Annotated in this window: 13 protein-coding genes; 8 read left to right on the top strand and 5 right to left on the bottom strand. The window is 71.0% G+C overall.

The window, feature by feature from the left end:
- Positions 1 to 111 precede the first annotated feature (111 nt).
- Both BR31_RS0115640 and guaA read left to right on the top strand, forming a co-directional pair.
- On the top strand, positions 112 to 1,857 hold the full coding sequence (locus BR31_RS0115640; protein WP_027501777.1) for an FAD-dependent oxidoreductase: 1,746 nt from the start codon (positions 112 to 114) through the stop codon (positions 1,855 to 1,857).
- A gap of 119 nt (positions 1,858 to 1,976) precedes the next feature.
- Positions 1,977 to 3,563 carry a glutamine-hydrolyzing GMP synthase gene (guaA, locus tag BR31_RS0115635; RefSeq protein WP_027501776.1) on the top strand — a complete coding sequence of 529 codons (1,587 nt, stop codon included), beginning with the start codon at positions 1,977 to 1,979 and terminating at the stop codon, positions 3,561 to 3,563.
- A gap of 58 nt (positions 3,564 to 3,621) precedes the next feature.
- Here the strand turns inward: guaA and BR31_RS0115630 are convergent, their stop codons facing one another.
- The 4 genes from BR31_RS0115630 to BR31_RS0115615 form a co-directional block, all read right to left on the bottom strand.
- Positions 3,622 to 4,047, bottom strand: a complete 426-nt coding sequence (locus BR31_RS0115630; RefSeq protein WP_027501775.1) for a PspC domain-containing protein — start codon at positions 4,045 to 4,047, stop codon at positions 3,622 to 3,624.
- 82 nt (positions 4,048 to 4,129) lie between these two features.
- Positions 4,130 to 5,059: an aminoglycoside phosphotransferase family protein gene (locus BR31_RS0115625; protein WP_027501774.1), complete on the bottom strand. Its 930-nt coding sequence runs from the start codon at positions 5,057 to 5,059 to the stop codon at positions 4,130 to 4,132.
- Positions 5,059 to 5,274: a hypothetical protein gene (locus BR31_RS0115620; RefSeq protein WP_027501773.1), complete on the bottom strand. Its 216-nt coding sequence runs from the start codon at positions 5,272 to 5,274 to the stop codon at positions 5,059 to 5,061. Before BR31_RS0115620 ends, BR31_RS0115625 begins: the two co-directional genes overlap by 1 nt.
- Positions 5,267 to 6,673: a PspC domain-containing protein gene (locus tag BR31_RS0115615; RefSeq protein ID WP_027501772.1), complete on the bottom strand. Its 1,407-nt coding sequence runs from the start codon at positions 6,671 to 6,673 to the stop codon at positions 5,267 to 5,269. The genes BR31_RS0115620 and BR31_RS0115615 overlap by 8 nt, the downstream gene beginning before the upstream one ends.
- A 144-nt stretch (positions 6,674 to 6,817) precedes the next feature.
- Here BR31_RS0115615 and BR31_RS28895 point away from each other — a divergent pair, with 144 nt between their 5' ends.
- On the top strand, positions 6,818 to 8,191 hold the full coding sequence (locus tag BR31_RS28895) for a PspC domain-containing protein (RefSeq protein WP_051637470.1): 1,374 nt from the start codon (positions 6,818 to 6,820) through the stop codon (positions 8,189 to 8,191).
- Entirely contained in the window at positions 8,188 to 8,844 is a 657-nt protein-coding gene (locus BR31_RS0115605) for a response regulator (RefSeq protein ID WP_027501771.1), read from the top strand. The genes BR31_RS28895 and BR31_RS0115605 overlap by 4 nt, the downstream gene beginning before the upstream one ends.
- Positions 8,845 to 8,871: 27 nt before the next feature.
- On the opposite strand, the gene BR31_RS0115600 is transcribed toward BR31_RS0115605, so the two are convergent.
- Complete coding sequence (locus tag BR31_RS0115600) at positions 8,872 to 10,077, bottom strand: serine/threonine-protein kinase (RefSeq protein WP_027501770.1); 1,206 nt, start codon at positions 10,075 to 10,077, stop codon at positions 8,872 to 8,874.
- Positions 10,078 to 10,287: 210 nt separating this feature from the next.
- On the opposite strand from BR31_RS0115600, the gene BR31_RS0115595 reads away from it, so the two are divergent.
- From BR31_RS0115595 to BR31_RS0115580, 4 genes are read left to right on the top strand one after another with little or no spacing between them, the layout of a single operon-like run.
- Complete coding sequence (locus BR31_RS0115595) at positions 10,288 to 11,112, top strand: hypothetical protein (RefSeq protein WP_027501769.1); 825 nt, start codon at positions 10,288 to 10,290, stop codon at positions 11,110 to 11,112.
- Complete coding sequence (locus tag BR31_RS0115590; protein ID WP_027501768.1) at positions 11,109 to 12,677, top strand: DNA polymerase Y family protein; 1,569 nt, start codon at positions 11,109 to 11,111, stop codon at positions 12,675 to 12,677. The genes BR31_RS0115595 and BR31_RS0115590 overlap by 4 nt, the downstream gene beginning before the upstream one ends.
- Before the next feature lie 58 nt (positions 12,678 to 12,735).
- Entirely contained in the window at positions 12,736 to 14,910 is a 2,175-nt protein-coding gene (locus BR31_RS0115585; RefSeq protein WP_081830510.1) for a copper-translocating P-type ATPase, read from the top strand.
- 59 nt (positions 14,911 to 14,969) lie between these two features.
- Positions 14,970 to 15,713 (top strand): alpha/beta fold hydrolase, encoded by a 744-nt coding sequence (locus tag BR31_RS0115580; RefSeq protein ID WP_156042506.1) that lies wholly within the window; start codon positions 14,970 to 14,972, stop codon positions 15,711 to 15,713.
- Positions 15,714 to 15,723 lie beyond the last annotated feature (10 nt).

Here is a 15,723-nt window from a genome sequence, read left to right as displayed (position 1 = left end):
GCCTGTTCCTGCTACCTGTCGTTACACTTAGGCAACCCTTGTGGCATCGGTCACAGGGTTCCGGTGCATACTGACGAGTAACTAATCCAGGTTCATGGTGGAGGTGTCCAGATGGGCAAGCGTGCAACGGACTTCGATGTCCTGATCGTCGGATCCGGCTTCGGAGGCAGCGTGACGGCGCTGCGGTTGGTGGAGAAGGGGTACCGGGTCGGCATTCTCGAGGCCGGCCGCCGGTACGCCGACGCGGACTTCGCGAAGACCAGCTGGGACCTCAAGCGGTTCCTGTGGGCGCCCGCGCTCGGGTGCTACGGCATCCAGCGCGTGCACCTGCTTCGCGACGTGCTGATCCTCGCGGGAGCGGGCGTCGGCGGTGGATCGCTGAACTACGCCAACACCCTCTACAAGCCGCCGGCCTCGTTCTTCGAGGATCCGCAGTGGCGTGACATCACCGACTGGCACGACGAGCTCAGCCCGTACTACGACCAGGCTCGCAAGATGCTCGGTGTCGTGCAGAACCCGCACATGACCCCCGCGGACGAGGTGATCAAGTCGGTGGCCGAGGACATGGGCGTCGGCGAGACCTTTATCCAGACGCCGGTCGGGGTGTTCTTCGGTGAGCCCGGTAAGACCGTCCCCGACCCCTTCTTCGGCGGTGCAGGCCCGGACCGCACCGGATGTATCGAGTGCGGCGAGTGCATGACCGGCTGCCGGCACGGCGCGAAGAACACCCTGGTGAAGAACTACCTCGGCCTCGCCGAGAAGGCCGGGGCCACGATCATCCCGATGACCACCGTCACCGGGCTGCACGAGGCATCCGACGGCAGCTGGGACGTGGTGACCCGGCGGACCGGCGCCAAGATCCGCAAGAACCACAAGACCTACACCGCGCAGAACGTCGTGCTCGCCGCGGGCACCTGGGGCACCCAGCACCTGATGCACGAGATGAAGGACTCCGGCTCGCTGCCGCGCCTGTCCGACAGGCTCGGCGAGCTCACCCGCACCAACTCGGAGGCCATTCTCGGCGCCGCGAAGCTGAAGGTGGACCCGAACCTGGACCTGACCAGGGGCGTCGCGATCACCTCCTCCTTCCATCCGGCCGCAGACACCCACATCGAGCCGGTCCGTTACGGCAAGGGCTCGAACTCGATGGGCCTGCTGCAGACGCTGATGACCGACGGCGGCGGCAGCACACCGCGCTGGATCAAGCTGCTCAAGGCGATCGCCGCGAACCCGGGCCAGATGGCCAGGATGCTGTCGGTGAAGAACTGGAGCGAGCGGACCATCATCGCCCTGGTCATGCAGAACCTGGACAACTCGATCACCACCTACACCAAGCGCGGTCTGCTCGGCCGCCGCAAGGTCAGCAGCAAGCAGGGGCACGGCGAACCGAACCCCACCTGGATCCCGGCGGGCAATGAGGCCACCCGACGGATCGCGGAGAAGATCGACGGGGTCGCGGGCGGTACGTGGGGAGAGGTGTTCAACATCCCGCTCACCGCGCACTTCCTCGGCGGTTGCACGATCGGATCGGACCGCGAGCACGGTGTCATCGACCCGTACCACCGCGTGTACGGCTACCCGACCCTGAGCGTGGTCGACGGGTCGTCGGTGTCGGCGAACCTCGGCGTCAATCCGTCGCTGACGATCAGCGCGCAGGCGGAGCGTGCGGCGTCACTGTGGCCGAACAAGGGTGAGCAGGACCTGCGTCCGGCGCAGGGCGAGGGCTACCGCCGGATCAACCCGATCGCGCCCAACAGCCCGGTGGTGCCCGCGAGCGCCCCCGCGGCTCTGGTCCTGCCGATCGTCGAGATCCGCACCGGCACGGAGCAGGAGAAGACCGGAACCGGCGCGGCCTGACCGGATTCGACACGGGAAGCCCCCGACCATTGCGGTCGGGGGCTTCCCGCGTCCCGGGGCAGGCGGAGCAGGCGATGGGGTGCGCGGGGCGGGGGAGCTGGGCCGATTAGACTGGCCACGTGGCAGATACCCAGCACTCCGGCCCCTCTCAGCAGCAGCCCGTTCTCGTCGTCGATTTCGGGGCGCAGTACGCGCAGCTGATCGCTCGCCGGGTGCGGGAGGCGAACGTCTACTCGGAGGTGGTCCCGCACACGGCGACCATCGAGGAGATCGTCGAGCGCAAGCCGCTCGCGGTGATCCTCTCCGGCGGACCCTCGAGCGTGTACGAGGATGGCGCCCCACAGCTGGACGCCCGGCTCTTCGACCATGACATCCCGGTGTTCGGCATCTGCTACGGATTCCAGGCGATGGCTGGTGCCCTCGGCGGCACCGTCACCCACACCGGAACCCGCGAGTACGGACGCACCCAGCTCAGCGTGGACGGCGGCGTGCTGCACGAGGGCCTGCCCACCACCCAGCCGGTGTGGATGAGCCACGGCGACGCGGTCACCGATGCGCCCAAGGGCTTCGAGGTGACCGCCACCAGCGCGGGCGCCCCGGTCGCGGCGTTCGAGGACCGCGCCCGGCGCCTCGCGGGCGTCCAGTACCACCCCGAGGTGCTGCATTCCCCGCACGGCCAGCAGGTGCTCAGCCGCTTCCTGCACGAGATCGCAGGCATCCCGGGCACCTGGACCGCCGCGAACATCGCCGAGTCGCTGATCGAGCAGGTCCGCGAGCAGGTCGGCGACGGACAGGCGATCTGCGGATTGTCCGGCGGCGTCGACTCCGCCGTGGCGGCGGCGCTCGTCCAGCGCGCGATCGGTGACAAGCTCACCTGTGTGTTCGTCGACCACGGCCTGTTGCGGGCGGGCGAGCGCGAGCAGGTCCAGCAGGATTTCGTGGCCGCGACCGGCGCGAAGCTGATCACCGTCGACGCGGTCGACACCTTCCTCGGCGAGCTCGAGGGCGTCTCCGATCCTGAGACCAAGCGCAAGATCATCGGCCGCGAGTTCATCCGCAGCTTCGAGGGCGCGGTGTCCGAGGTGCTCGGCGAGAGCGCCGCGCACGGTGAGACCGTCGACTTCCTGGTCCAGGGCACCCTGTACCCCGATGTGGTCGAGTCCGGCGGCGGCACCGGCACCGCGAACATCAAGAGCCACCACAACGTCGGCGGCCTGCCCGAGGACCTGCAGTTCAAGCTGGTCGAGCCGCTGCGGCTGCTGTTCAAGGACGAGGTCCGTGCGGTCGGCCGCGCGCTCGGCCTGCCGGAGGAGATCGTCGCCCGGCAGCCGTTCCCCGGTCCCGGCCTCGCCATCCGCATCGTCGGCGCGGTCGACCAGGACCGGTTGGAGACACTGCGGCAGGCGGATTCCATTGCGCGCGAAGAGCTGACGGCCGCGGGCCTGGACGGTCAGATCTGGCAGTGCCCGGTGGTGCTGCTCGCCGATGTGCGCAGTGTCGGTGTGCAGGGCGACGGCCGCACCTACGGCCACCCGATCGTGCTGCGCCCGGTCTCCAGCGAGGACGCCATGACCGCGGACTGGACGCGGCTGCCGTACGACGTGATCGAGCGGATCTCCACCCGCATCACCAACGAGGTTGCCGAGGTGAACCGGGTGGTGCTGGACGTGACCAGCAAGCCGCCGGGCACCATCGAGTGGGAGTAGGCGGCTCCGCCGCCCTGTGCGCGTGTTGCACCCCGATCGGGGTGCAACACGCGCACAGTCATTTCCGGCCGTCCAGGTACAGGTAGCCGCCGACCAGCGCGACCATGCCCAGTAGGCCCGCGCCCACCGGGAGGGCACAGCCGACCGCGGTGATGACGGTCGCGGCGGCCAGCACGATCGCCATGGTCCTGGATTCGCCGGCGTCCGTACTGAGCAGCGACTCACCCATCGACCTGGCCTCATTCGGCTCTCGCATGAGCAGCCAGGCGGCGAGATAGACGGGAACGCCTGCGCCCGCGAACAGCAGCGAGAGCAGCAGCGCCAGCCGGACGCTCGACGTACTCACGTTCAGTCGGCGCGCGATGCCCGCGCTGACGCCGGCGATCATCCCCTCGTCGGGCAGCCGCTGCGGAAGGTCATGGAGGAATGAGCTTTTCGGCGTCGCGGTCTCGGGTTCCGGCATGAAGGTCTCGTTCGTGGTCATGTGATCAATCCTGTCGGCCCGCCGCGGCCCACACCATCGGGAAGGACCCCGATCTTTCGCGCGCGGACTCGGGGTGTCCGGCTCAGGGTGTGGCGAGTGCGGCCGGGTCGACGCCGGGCTCCTCGCGACCGGACAGCGCGGTCGCGACCCACAACGAACGCTGCGCGTCCGCGGTCTCGCCGTTGCGCAGGTAGTCGAGGTGGTTGTCCACCTCGCGGGTGATCGACCATCGCCGCGACAGTTCCCTGTCGAGACCGGCGGAGTCGGCGAGGTCGTCACAGCGCGCCCGCAGGCCCGCGCCCCGCCGGCCGTCCAAGTCCGCCAAGCGATTCCACAGCATCGGCGCGACCGCGAACTCGCCGACCGCGGACAGGGGCTTGGGGTCGATGGCACGCCAGTCGTCGCGGCAGGCGAGGACGTTCTCGAAATGCAGGTCCGTGTGGACCAGCACCGGACTGCCCGCCTGCTCCCGGCACACGGCTACGGCGTCCTCGATGAGCCACTGCGGGCAGGGCCTGCCGAGCCGCAGCCACAGCTCCGGTAGTTCCGTCTCCCAGCGCGCGGCCAGGTCCGCCAGGGTGTCGAAGTCGTCTCCCGGTTCGACACTCGACAGTCCGCGCATCAGCGCACCCCAGATCGGGATCGCCTGCGGCACCGGCACGCTCAGCAATGACCGGGCCGGATCCAGGCGTTCGAGCAGGATCGCCTGCTCGTCGGGGTCCGCGCGCAGCATGCGGACCGCGCCCCTGCCCTCCCAGTGCGCGAGCGCCGCCGACTCCATCGCTGACTCGGGGCTCGGGTACGACACCTTCAGTGCGGCGGGCGTGCGGTCGGGCAGCAGGACCGGGATCACGACGGCGACGTTGCCGTGCCAGAGCCGGGATCCCTCCCTGGCGAGCCCCCACTCGTCCAGCAGTCTCGTGATCAGTCCGGGTAGTCGCCGCAACCACTCCTCGGCGTCCGGGGCGTACGACCGCACCCGGGCGCCGTAGGAGTCGGGGATCGTCAGCACTATTTCCGGCGGCCGGGGGCGAAGACCAGGACCACCCCGACCACCACCGCGGCGAGCACGACGATCCACCGGAACTGGGCGTCGCCGAGGGATTCGAAGCTCCCCGGCCCGATCAGGGCCCCCACGCTGACCAGCAGCGCGACCAGCCCCGAGAGCAGGAGCAGCGCCGAGGGGCGTCGCCCCGCCTTGCCTGTGTTTTCGGTGTTCTCAGCCACGATCCACCCGCATCTCTCCGAACGTTCCGTCCATGTTGAGTGTCAGCACGGGGCCGCCGATTCCGTTGGCCCCGCCGTCGATTCCTTCGGGGAGGCAGTTCGTCTCCCCGAACGCGATCGAGCAGTTGTTCTTGACGTCCATGTTCTGGGGGACCAGAACCGTCATGCTGCCCGCGTTCATCTCCACGTCCACCGTCTTGTCCCCGGTGAGTTCGACGCCGCGGAGGTCGAGGGTGAAATCCCCGAACTGGCCCGAGTATTCGGGCTGGAGGTCGGCGGCCGTTGGCGTCCACCTGATGTCACCCATGTTCCTGCCGTCCCAGTCGACCGGTCCGATCAGCGAGGCCAGCAGCACGAATCCGATCAGCGGCCCGGTCACCACGAGCAGTCCGTAACCCCTTCGGAGGAAGGCCCCGACGAGCATGCCGACGCCGATCACCGCCAGGGCGACGGCCCCGATCCGTGCGGGGGAGAGCCACTCCGAGCCGGTGGCCGAGCTCACCGCCCAGGTGGCCGCGGCCGCGATGATGGCGAGGCCGAGCACCGTCGTGGTCAGCCGGGACTTCGGAGGCTTCGGGAGTACGGGCGGTGCGGGAGGCGTTGGCTCGGGTAGATCCCATGCGAAGGGGGCGACGCCGAGCGGGTCCCAGGCCGGGGGCTGGGGGACGTCGCTCGTGACCCCGCTCGTGGCCGTGCCGGTAGCAGTAGCAGCGCTGGTACCCGGACCGGTCGTGGTAGCCGTGTCCGAGGGAGCCGGAGCCGGAGACGCGGCGGTCTCGGTCGCCGCCGCCGCTGTCGGCTCCGGCGTGGGGGCGGTGGGCGGCGTCGAGGGCTCGTAGGTCTGCGGCAGCGTCGTGTACGGGCCGACCGAGTACGGCGCGGATGCCGGGAACGTGGTCGGCGGGAAGGTGGTCGGTGGGAACATCACGCCTGCGTAGCCGGTCGGCGGATAGACGTCAGCGGGCAGCGCAGGTGGCACCGGTGTGCGCTGGTAGAGCAGCCACAGGCCGCCGAGCATCAGCGCGAGGCTGATCAGGCCGGAGCCGCCGAGCCCGACGCCGACGGGGCCGAGCGTGCTGAGCGCGATGATCAGCGCGACCGCGAGCACCACCGTCTTGGTGCCGGACTCCGAGCTGTGCCCCCGGCCGACGAGCGATTCCGCCGCGGACGTCTGGTCGCCCGCCTGGGGGAGCAGCAGCCAGCCGGCGAGGTAGAGGACGATGCCGACCCCGCCGAAGATGGTCGACACGGCGAAGGCGACCCGGACCAGCACGGGATCCACGCGGTAGCGATGGCCGATACCAGCGGCGACGCCCGCGATCGGCCCCTGCCTGGGCAACCGCACCGGACGGGTGCGCCACAACTCGTGCAGCTGTTCCTGGAAGCTCGGATTGCTCATGATTTCAATCGTGGTCGGCGCATGCCGCCGTGCATATCGGGAGAAACCCTGATCTTTCGACGCGGACGGGGTCGGGGTGTCCGCGGTCGGTTCAGGGTCGGACCCTGATGCGCGTCGGGCGGTCGGCGTGCCACCATCGATGGTGTGCAGCCGGTCCCGCGTGCCCTCCCCACTGGGGAGGCGCCCTACCCCCGCCTCGAGCGCCGTGTCGGCGGTCGGGTGGTCGGTGGTGTCGCGGGCGGGATCGCCGATCATCTCGGCATCGACGTCCTCAAGGTGCGGGTGGCGTTCGTGTTCCTCGCCGCGCTGGCCGGCGCGGGCATCGTCGCGTACGGGCTGCTGTGGATCTTCACCCCTCCCGGCTCGGACACCGAGCGGCCGAGTCCCGTCGAGCGTCGGCGCGCCTTCGGGCTCGCGGTGATCGGTCTGGCGCTCTCGGCGGGACTCACGTGGCTGCTGAGCGGCAGCGCGGCCTCGATGATCGTCCCGGTGATCGTGGTTGCCGTCGGTGCGGCGCTGGTGTGGCGCGAATTCGATTCAGGCGGACCGCGTTCCGCGCTCGGGCTGCCTCAGCGTCCGACGGTGCTGACGTGGGCGCGGGTGCTCGGCGGCGCCACCCTCATCGTGATCGGGCTCGGCGTTGTGGTGATCGCGCGGGTCGACCTGGACTCGCTGAGGTCGTCGCTGCTGGCCGTGGTGGTGACGCTGATCGGGGCCGGACTGCTGACCGTGCCGCTGTGGCTGCGGATGTGGCGGGACCTGGCCGACGAGCGCGCCGCAAGGATCAGGAACGAGGAGCGCGAGGAGATCGCCTCGCACCTGCACGATTCGGTGCTGCAGACACTGGCACTGATCCAGAAGCAGGCCGATCGGCCCCAGGAGGTCATGCGGCTCGCGCGCGGCCAGGAACGCGAGCTGCGCAAGTGGCTGTTCGACGGAGGGGAAGCCGCGCACGCCAGCCTGGCGGAGGCGCTGCGGACCATCGCGGGTGAGGTCGAGGACCAGCACGGCATCACGGTGCGCCCGGTCACGGTCGGGGATGTCCGGCTCGACGTGGACCCGGCCGAGTCGGGACTGTCGAAGGAGGGCATCACGGCGTTGCTCGGCGCCACCCGTGAGGCACTGGTCAACGCCGCCAAGCATTCCGGTGAGACGAATGTCGACCTGTTCGCCGAGGCGGAGGCCGATGAGGTGAATGTGTTCGTGCGCGACCGCGGTACCGGTTTCGACGTGGACGCGGTGCCGGAGGACCGGCAGGGTCTGGCCAAGTCGATCAGGGCCAGGATCGAGCGTCGTGGCGGCGTGGTGGAGGTGCGGTCAACGGTGGGGCGCGGCACAGAGGTGCGGATTCAGATGCCCCGCAACGGCAATGGGCACGACGGGCCTCCCAGCGACGAGGGCGCCGGGCCCACGGCAGAGGAGGCCGCTGTTCTAGAGTGGTCGCGACAGCTGACGCCGCATCCCGAGATCAAGCACGAGTCCGATCCCCAGTCCCATCCCGAGGAGCAGCCCAGGTGAGCACCCCCACCGCCGCGTATCGCGTATTCCTGGTCGACGACCATGCCGTGTTCAGGTCCGGGGTGCGGGCCGAGCTCGGATCGGAACCGGACATCGAGGTCGTCGGTGAGGCGGGCGGGGTGGCCGAGGCGATCGCAGGCATCAACGCCACGACCCCCGATGTGGTGCTCCTGGACGTGCACATGCCGGACGGCGGCGGTGTGGCCGTGCTCGGGGGCATCGCGGCCGGCCCGGTGTGCCTCGCGCTGAGCGTGTCCGATGCGGCGGAGGACGTCATCGCGGTGATCAGGGCGGGCGCGCGTGGCTACGTCACCAAGACCATATCCGGGACCGAGCTCGCGGACGGGGTGCGCCGGGTGGCCGGTGGCGACGCGGTGTTCGGACCCCGGCTGGCGGGCTTCGTGCTCGACTCCTTCACGGGGAGGTCCGCCGTCCCCGAGCCGCCGCTCGATCCCGAACTGGACTCGCTCACCCCGCGTGAGCTGGAGGTGCTGCGGCTGCTCGCCCGTGGGTACACCTACCGCGAGATTGCCGAGGACCTGGTGATCTCGGTGAAGACGGTCGAGACCCACGCCTCGAACGTGCTGCGAAAGACCCAGCAGTCCAACCGGAATGCGCTCACCCGGTGGGCGCACCGGCGTCAGATCGACTGAATCGGGGCGTTGCCGTCGGCCGATCGGTCACATGCTGAACAGGACGACGGTCAGGACGACGATGGCGATGGCGGCGATCGCGATGAGCGTCAGCACGAGCGCCATCGGCGGGGCGGGGACGGATCGGCGCGAGGGTGCAGGGGCCGACGGGCTCACGGCCGGGCTCGGCGGCCCTGGCACCCGGGGACCCGGGCGGGGGACATTGCCGAGCGGGACGTTCTGGTCCACCGCGGGCAGGCCGGCGATGGTGCTGGTGGGCAGCCGGTTCGAGCGGCGCACCTGCCCGCCGGCGGCGCCGCGCCTTGCCCAGAACGGAACCGTGCCGTCGGCCTCCAGCAGCGGTGCGTCGAGGACGTAGGCGGGGTTGCCGCCGGTACCTGCCGCGAGGGAGGCGAGCAGGTCGCGTGCCTCGCTCATGGTGGGCCTGCGGGTGGGGTCCGGTTCGAGCATGTGCAGCAGCGCGTCGGTGATCTCGGCGCTCTTGACCGGCCGCATGATCTCCGCCCTCGCCACCCGGTGCAACAGGGCGATGGAGTCCTCGTCGATCCCGAACGGCGGCTGTCCCTCGGTGGCCGTGTACAGCGTGGCACCGAGCGAGAACACGTCCGAGGCCTCGCTGGGATCGCCCCCGCGCGCGACCTCCGGGGCGAAATAGGCCGGGGTGCCGGTGATCACGCCGGTCTGGGCGGGGGTGGTGTCGCTCTTCGCCCTGGAGATCCCGAAGTCGCTGACCTTCACCGTGCCCGCCGCGCGACCTCGGTCGGCGATGAGGATGTTGCCGGGCTTGATGTCGCGGTGCACGATGCCAGCCGCGTGCGCGTCGACAAGGGCGTCGGCCACCTGTGCCCCGATCTGCGCGACCTGGAGCGGCGGCAGCGTCTCGGTGACGTTGAGGGCCTGGGCCAGGCTGCGTGAGGGCAGGTACTCCATGACCAGCCACGGGTCGCCGTGCTCGAGCGCGACGTCGTACATGGCGATCGCGTGGTCGTGCGAGAGCTTCGCCGCGATCCGGCCCTCGCGCATGGCACGCGACCGGATCTCCTGCGCGGCCTCCTCGGTCAGTCCGGCCGTCGAGGTGACCTGCTTGATGGCGACCTCGCGGTGCAGCAGCGTGTCCTGTGCCAGCCAGACCGCGCCCATGCCTCCGCTGCCCAGCTTGGAGCGCAGTCGGTAGCGGCCCGCCACCAGGTAATCCGGTCCGACGATCCGCTTCGACTGTTCTTGCTCCGTCACACCCGAGAGGTTAGTGGAGGGCTCGGCTGCGGGTCTCGAGCGGACGCTGAACTGGCGGTTTCCCGCCGTCTTGACGGATGTCGGGAGGAGGGTCTTTACTGAGAAGAGTTCGAATGCGTGTTCGATACCACGTCCTTCCCCGTGGTTGATCGACCGGCCGTGACGGCGGTGGAGCGAAGGTGGGAGACGGTGGTGTCGGTGGTTGGTGCGATGGCCGAGGTGGCCGATTCGGCACGGTCGGAGCCAGTGGAGCCCGCAGGGTCGCCGGACCTGGCCGGGTTGTCGAGACAGGAGCGGCTCGAGCAGCTCCGGCGCCGGATGGCGGCCGTGCCCGCGCGGGGCGAATCGGTTGCGACCAGGCCCGTGTCGCAGCCGTCCGGGACCGAGGGGCTCCCGCAGCAGGCGGGGTCCGCAGGCGTACTCCCCGTTCCGCCCGCGCTGGCGTCGCTGCTGCCGCGCGGGGGGCTGGCGCGGGGTTCGGTGGTGTCCGTGTCGGGGGCGGGCTCGCTGTTGCTCGGCCTGCTCGCCTCGGTGACGGAGGCGGGAGGTCACGCGGCGGTGATCGGCCTGCCCCGGCTCGGGCTGCTGGCCGCCGCGGAGATGGGGGCCGAGCTCGGCAGGCTCGCGCTGATCCCGGACCCGGGTCCGGACCCGGTCGAGGTCGCTGCCGTCCTGCTCGACGGGCTCGACCTGGTGGTGCTGGGTCTCGGCGGGCTCGCGGTGCCGCCCTCTCGGGCGCGCGCCGTTGTGGCGCGGGCGCGGAGCAAGGGCTCGACCCTGGTGGTGACGGACGGGCGCTGGGACGGCGCCGAGATCCGGCTCGAGGCCAGGGTGTGCGGCTACGACGGGATGGGTCAGGGTGCCGAACTGGGGCGCGGGCGGCTGCGCGCGCTCCGGCTTGCGGTCAGCGCGAGGGGTCGGGCGTTCCAGCCCCGCACCACCCGGCTCGACCTGCGGCCGGTTCACGGCCGGGTGGAGTGGACGGCGGAAACGGTGCGGCAGCCAGGGGTGTTCCCGGAAGCGGTGTCGCTGTGACCGCCGGTGATCCCGCGCGGGTGCTGGCGCTGTGGTGTCCCGACTGGCCCGCGATCGCGGCCGCGGCTGCGGCGGACCTGCCCCCGACGGAACCCGTCGCGGTGACGCTGGGCAATCGTGTCGTGGCCTGCTCGGCGACGGCGCGGTCGGAGGGGGTACGCAGGGGATTGCGCAAGAGGGAGGCGCAGGGGCGCTGCCCTGGGCTGCACGTGTTCGCGGTCGACGTGGGTCGGGACGCCCGGCTGTTCGAGCCGGTCGCCACGGCGATCGACGCGGTGGCGCCCGGCGTGGAGGTGCTGCGGCCGGGGTTGCTGGTGCTCGCCGCGCGCGGGGTCAGCCGCTATTTCGGCTCTGAGCCCGCCGCCGCCGAGCGGCTGATCGACGAGGCCTCGGCGGCGGGGGTGGAGTGTCAGGTGGGGATCGCGGACGAGCTGTCCACCGCGGTGATCGCCGCCCGAAGGGCGGCCCTGGTCCCACCGGGAGCGGGTGCCGAGTTCCTCGCCCCGATCCCGGTGGCCGAGCTGGCAGCCGAGCCGAGCCTGGCGGCGAAGGGGCGCGCGGACCTGGTCGACCTGTTGCATCGGTTGGGGCTGCGGACCATCGGCGACTTCGCGGCGTTGACCCCGGTGGCGGTGGCGTCCCGGTTCGGTTCCGATGCGGTGCTGGCGCACCGCAGCGCGCGCGGGGAGCCGGAGCGTCCGCCGTCGGCACGGCGGCTGCCACCGGACCTGGACGTCGAACAGCGCTGTGATCCACCGATCGAGCGGGTGGATGCGGCGGCGTTCGCGGGGCGGGCGTTGGCCGAGCGGCTGCACGCCAAGCTGTCCGCCGCGGCGGTCGCGTGCACCAGGCTGCTGGTGCACGCGAGCACCGGTAACGGGGAACATCTTTCGCGGACCTGGCGGTGCGCGGAACCGCTCACCCCCGAGGGCACGGCGGACCGGGTGCGCTGGCAGCTGGACGGCTGGCTCACCGGGCGCAGCGAGTCGCGGCCGACGGCAGGCATCGAGGTGCTGCGCCTGGAGCCGGTGGAGGTGGTCGCGGCGGGTGCACTGCAACTGGGATTGTGGGGCGGGGTCGGTGCCGAGGACGAGCGCGCCAGGCGGGCGCTGGTGCGCGTGCAGGGTCTGCTCGGGGGTGACGCGGTCCAGGTGGGGGTGCTCAGCGGCGGCAGGGGGCCGTTCGAGCGGGTCACCCTCCTGCCGCTGGGGGATGAGCTGCGACCGGCCGCGGACCCCTCCGCGCCCTGGCCGGGGCGGCTGCCCGAACCGTCACCCTCGGCCGTGCTGTCGGGCCGGCCGCGGGTGGCGTTGGAGGGGGCGGGCGGCGCGGCCGTGCTGGTCACCGAGCGCGGTGCATTCAGTGTGGCTCCGGTCCGGCTGCGCTGGGGCAGGCGGGAGTGGGAGCTGCTGGGCTGGGCGGGACCGTGGCCGGTGGACGAGCGTTGGTGGGATCCCGCGGTGGCCCAGCGGGCGGCCAGGGCGCAGGTGCTGCTGGATGAGCCGAGGGCATTGCTGCTGATCTGCGCCGAGGGGGTCTGGACCGTGGAGGGCGTGTACGAGTGAGGTCCGGATGGCGCGCACCACCTTGCTGGATACCCCCTATGGGTATATCGTTCGTGTCATGACTTCGGATCGCGGAACTCATGCCGGTCATCGCGCGCCCGACGGACAGCCGGGGCACGACCCCGCGGTGGTCGAGGATCATGCCGGCCACGGTGCGCACGATCACGGCAGGCAGCCGGACCGAGGCGGCCATGAAGCCCACGAAGCTCATGCGGGACACGAAGGCCATGGCGGCCAGGGGGATCACGCGGGCCACGCTGATCACGTCGGACAGTTCCGGCGACTGTTCTGGATCATGCTCGCGATCGCCGTTCCCGTGGTGCTCGCCAACGCGATGTTCGCCGACCTGATCGGGTACACGTTGCCGCACAGCGGACTCGTCACCTGGATCTCACCGGTTCTCGGCACGGTGATGTACGTCTGGGGCGGCAGACCCTTCCTCACCGGCGCTGTCGCCGAGATCAAGGCCCGCCAGCCCGGGATGATGCTGCTGATCGCGCTGGCCATCACCGTGGCGTTCATCGCGTCCTGGGGCGCGAGCCTCGGAATCCTCAACCACGAGTTGGACTTCTGGTGGGAGCTCGCGCTTCTCATCGTGATCATGTTGCTCGGGCACTGGATCGAGATGCGCTCGCTCGGACAGGCGTCGAGCGCGCTCGAATCCCTCGCCGCCCTGCTGCCGGACGAGGCGGAGCGGCTCGACGGCGACGAGCCGGTCACCGTGCCGACCTCCGAGCTGACGACAGGCGATCTCGTCATCGTCCGGCCGGGCGGCCGGATCCCGGCAGACGGCACGGTCGTCTCCGGCGCGGCCGACGTGGACGAGTCGATGATCACCGGCGAGTCGGCGACGGTCCGCCGCGCGGTGGGCGACCGGGTCGTCGCGGGCACCGTCACCACCGATTCGGCTCTGCGCGTGCAGATCACCGCGGTCGGGGACGACACCGCGCTCGCAGGCATCCAACGGCTGGTGAGCGAGGCGCAGAGTTCGTCGTCGCGGGCCCAGGTGCTGGCGGACCGAGCCGCGGGCTGGCTGTTCTGGTTCGCGCTCGGCGCTGCGGTCATCACCGCTGCCGTGTGGCTGATCCTCGGTGCCCCCGAATCCGCGGTCACCCGCACCATCACCGTTCTCGTCATCGCCTGCCCGCACGCGCTCGGCCTCGCGATCCCGCTTGTCGTCTCCATCGCCACCGAGCGGGCGGCCCGCGCCGGTGTGCTCATCACCGACCGCAGGGCCCTCGAGTCGATGCGCACGGTCGACGCCGTGTTGTTCGACAAGACCGGCACCCTCACCAAGGGGGAGCCCGCCGTCGTCTCAGTCGCGGCGGCGCCCGGGTACACCGAGGACCAGGTCGTCGAGCTGGCCGCCGCCGTCGAGCGCGACAGCGAGCACCCCCTCGGCCGGGCCATCGTCGCCGCCGCCGAGCAGCGCGGGCTCGCCGTACGGGTGGCCACCGGTTTCCAGGCGCGCAACGGGGTTGGGGTGACGGCCACCGTCGCGGGCGCGGAGGTCAGCGTCGGTGGACCGGGCATGCTCGGGAGCCACGGTCTCGCCGCCCTGACATCGGCGGACGAGTGGTCGGGCCGGGGTTCGACTGTGCTGCACGTGATCCGAGACGGCGCGGTCGCCGGGGCGGTGGCCCTCGCCGACGAGATCCGTCCCGAATCGAAGCAGGCCATCGACGCACTGCACGAGCGCGGTGTGCACGTCGCCATGATCACAGGGGACGCCGAGGCGGTCGCCCAGTCCGTGGCGCAGCGACTGGGAATCGACGAGGTTTTCGCCGGTGTCCTCCCGCAGGACAAGGGCGCCAAGGTCAAGGCCCTGCAGTCCGCCGGCCGCAAGGTGGCCATGGTGGGGGACGGCGTCAACGACGCACCAGCGCTGGCGCAGGCGGACGTGGGGATCGCGATCGGTGCCGGCACCGACGTGGCGATCGCGTCCGCGGGTGTCGTGCTCGCCAGCGACGACCCCCGCTCGGTGCTGTCGGTGATCGAACTCTCCCGTGCGACCTACCGGAAGATGATCCAGAACCTGAGCTGGGCGGCGGGATACAACCTGATCTCGGTGCCGCTCGCGGCCGGGGTGCTCGCGCCGTGGGGGTTCACCCTCCCGATGGAGGTCGGGGCGCTGTTGATGTCGGCCTCGACGGTCGTCGTCGCGATCAACGCGCAGCTGCTGCGGCGGCTGGACCTGCGGCCCTCGGCCGTTCTCGCGAAGCGGCCTGAGTAACCTCACCACGTGGCCGCGGACGGGATGGCCGAGGCTGCGAAGGGCGGTTGCGGACGGTGATGCTGATGACTGCCACGACAGCCGACGATGTCGAGCTCTCCTTTCGTGATTCCGGTGGCGACGATCCGGTTCCGGTGATCCTGGTGCACGGCATGGGCGGCGACAGCCACACCTGGGACCGGTTCGCCAGGACCATGGTCGGCAGGGGGCGCCGGGTGATCGCCCTCGACCTGCGTGGCCACGGCCGCAGCGCGCACGCGCCGTCGTATCTGTTCGCCCAGTTCGGTGCCGACCTCCTGCATCTGTGCGACCACCTCCTGCTCGAACGCGTGGACCTGGTCGGGCACTCGCTCGGCGGGCACACGGCCTCGCTGGTCGCGCAGGCACGCCCGGACCTGGTGCGGCGCCTGGTCCTGGAGGAGGCGCCGCTGCCGCTCCGGACCGGCGAGACGCTGGGGCGGTTGAGCAGCAGATTGCCGACGCCGGTCGAACTCTGGCACGCCGTGACCGGGGTGATCCGACACCCGCGCGCGGTGCTCGCGTTCGACCGGTCGATGACACGCAGCGCGCTGGCCCAGTTCCGCGAACCGAACCCGGTGTGGTGGCAGAACCTGTCCGACATCACCGCCCCGACCCTCGTGATCAGCGGCGGCCCGGGTGGGATGGTCGACCCGGACCGGCTGGCGGCGGCCACGGCCGCCATCCCGCGGTGCGAGGCCATCACGATCAAGGTCGGCCACAGCGTGCACCGCGACCGGCCGAATCAGTTCGAGGCCGCCGTGACGGCGTTCCTCGAGGACTGATCGTCGGCTG

The organism is Rhodococcus sp. UNC363MFTsu5.1 (assembly GCF_000686785.1).
Classification (GTDB): domain Bacteria; phylum Actinomycetota; class Actinomycetes; order Mycobacteriales; family Mycobacteriaceae; genus Rhodococcus_G; species Rhodococcus_G maanshanensis.
The sequence above is the reverse complement of the archived record's forward strand: the minus strand, read 5'-3'. Positions and strand labels throughout refer to the sequence as shown.

Coding starts and splice junctions, on each gene's coding strand:
- BR31_RS0115640 (WP_027501777.1), top strand. CDS start 112: ATGGGCAAGCGTGCAACGGACTTCGATGTCCTGATCGTCGGATCCGGC.
- BR31_RS0115630 (WP_027501775.1), bottom strand. CDS start 4,047: ATGACCACGAACGAGACCTTCATGCCGGAACCCGAGACCGCGACGCCG.
- BR31_RS0115615 (WP_027501772.1), bottom strand. CDS start 6,673: ATGAGCAATCCGAGCTTCCAGGAACAGCTGCACGAGTTGTGGCGCACC.
- BR31_RS0115595 (WP_027501769.1), top strand. CDS start 10,288: ATGGCCGAGGTGGCCGATTCGGCACGGTCGGAGCCAGTGGAGCCCGCA.
- BR31_RS0115585 (WP_081830510.1), top strand. CDS start 12,736: ATGACTTCGGATCGCGGAACTCATGCCGGTCATCGCGCGCCCGACGGA.
- BR31_RS0115580 (WP_156042506.1), top strand. CDS start 14,970: ATGCTGATGACTGCCACGACAGCCGACGATGTCGAGCTCTCCTTTCGT.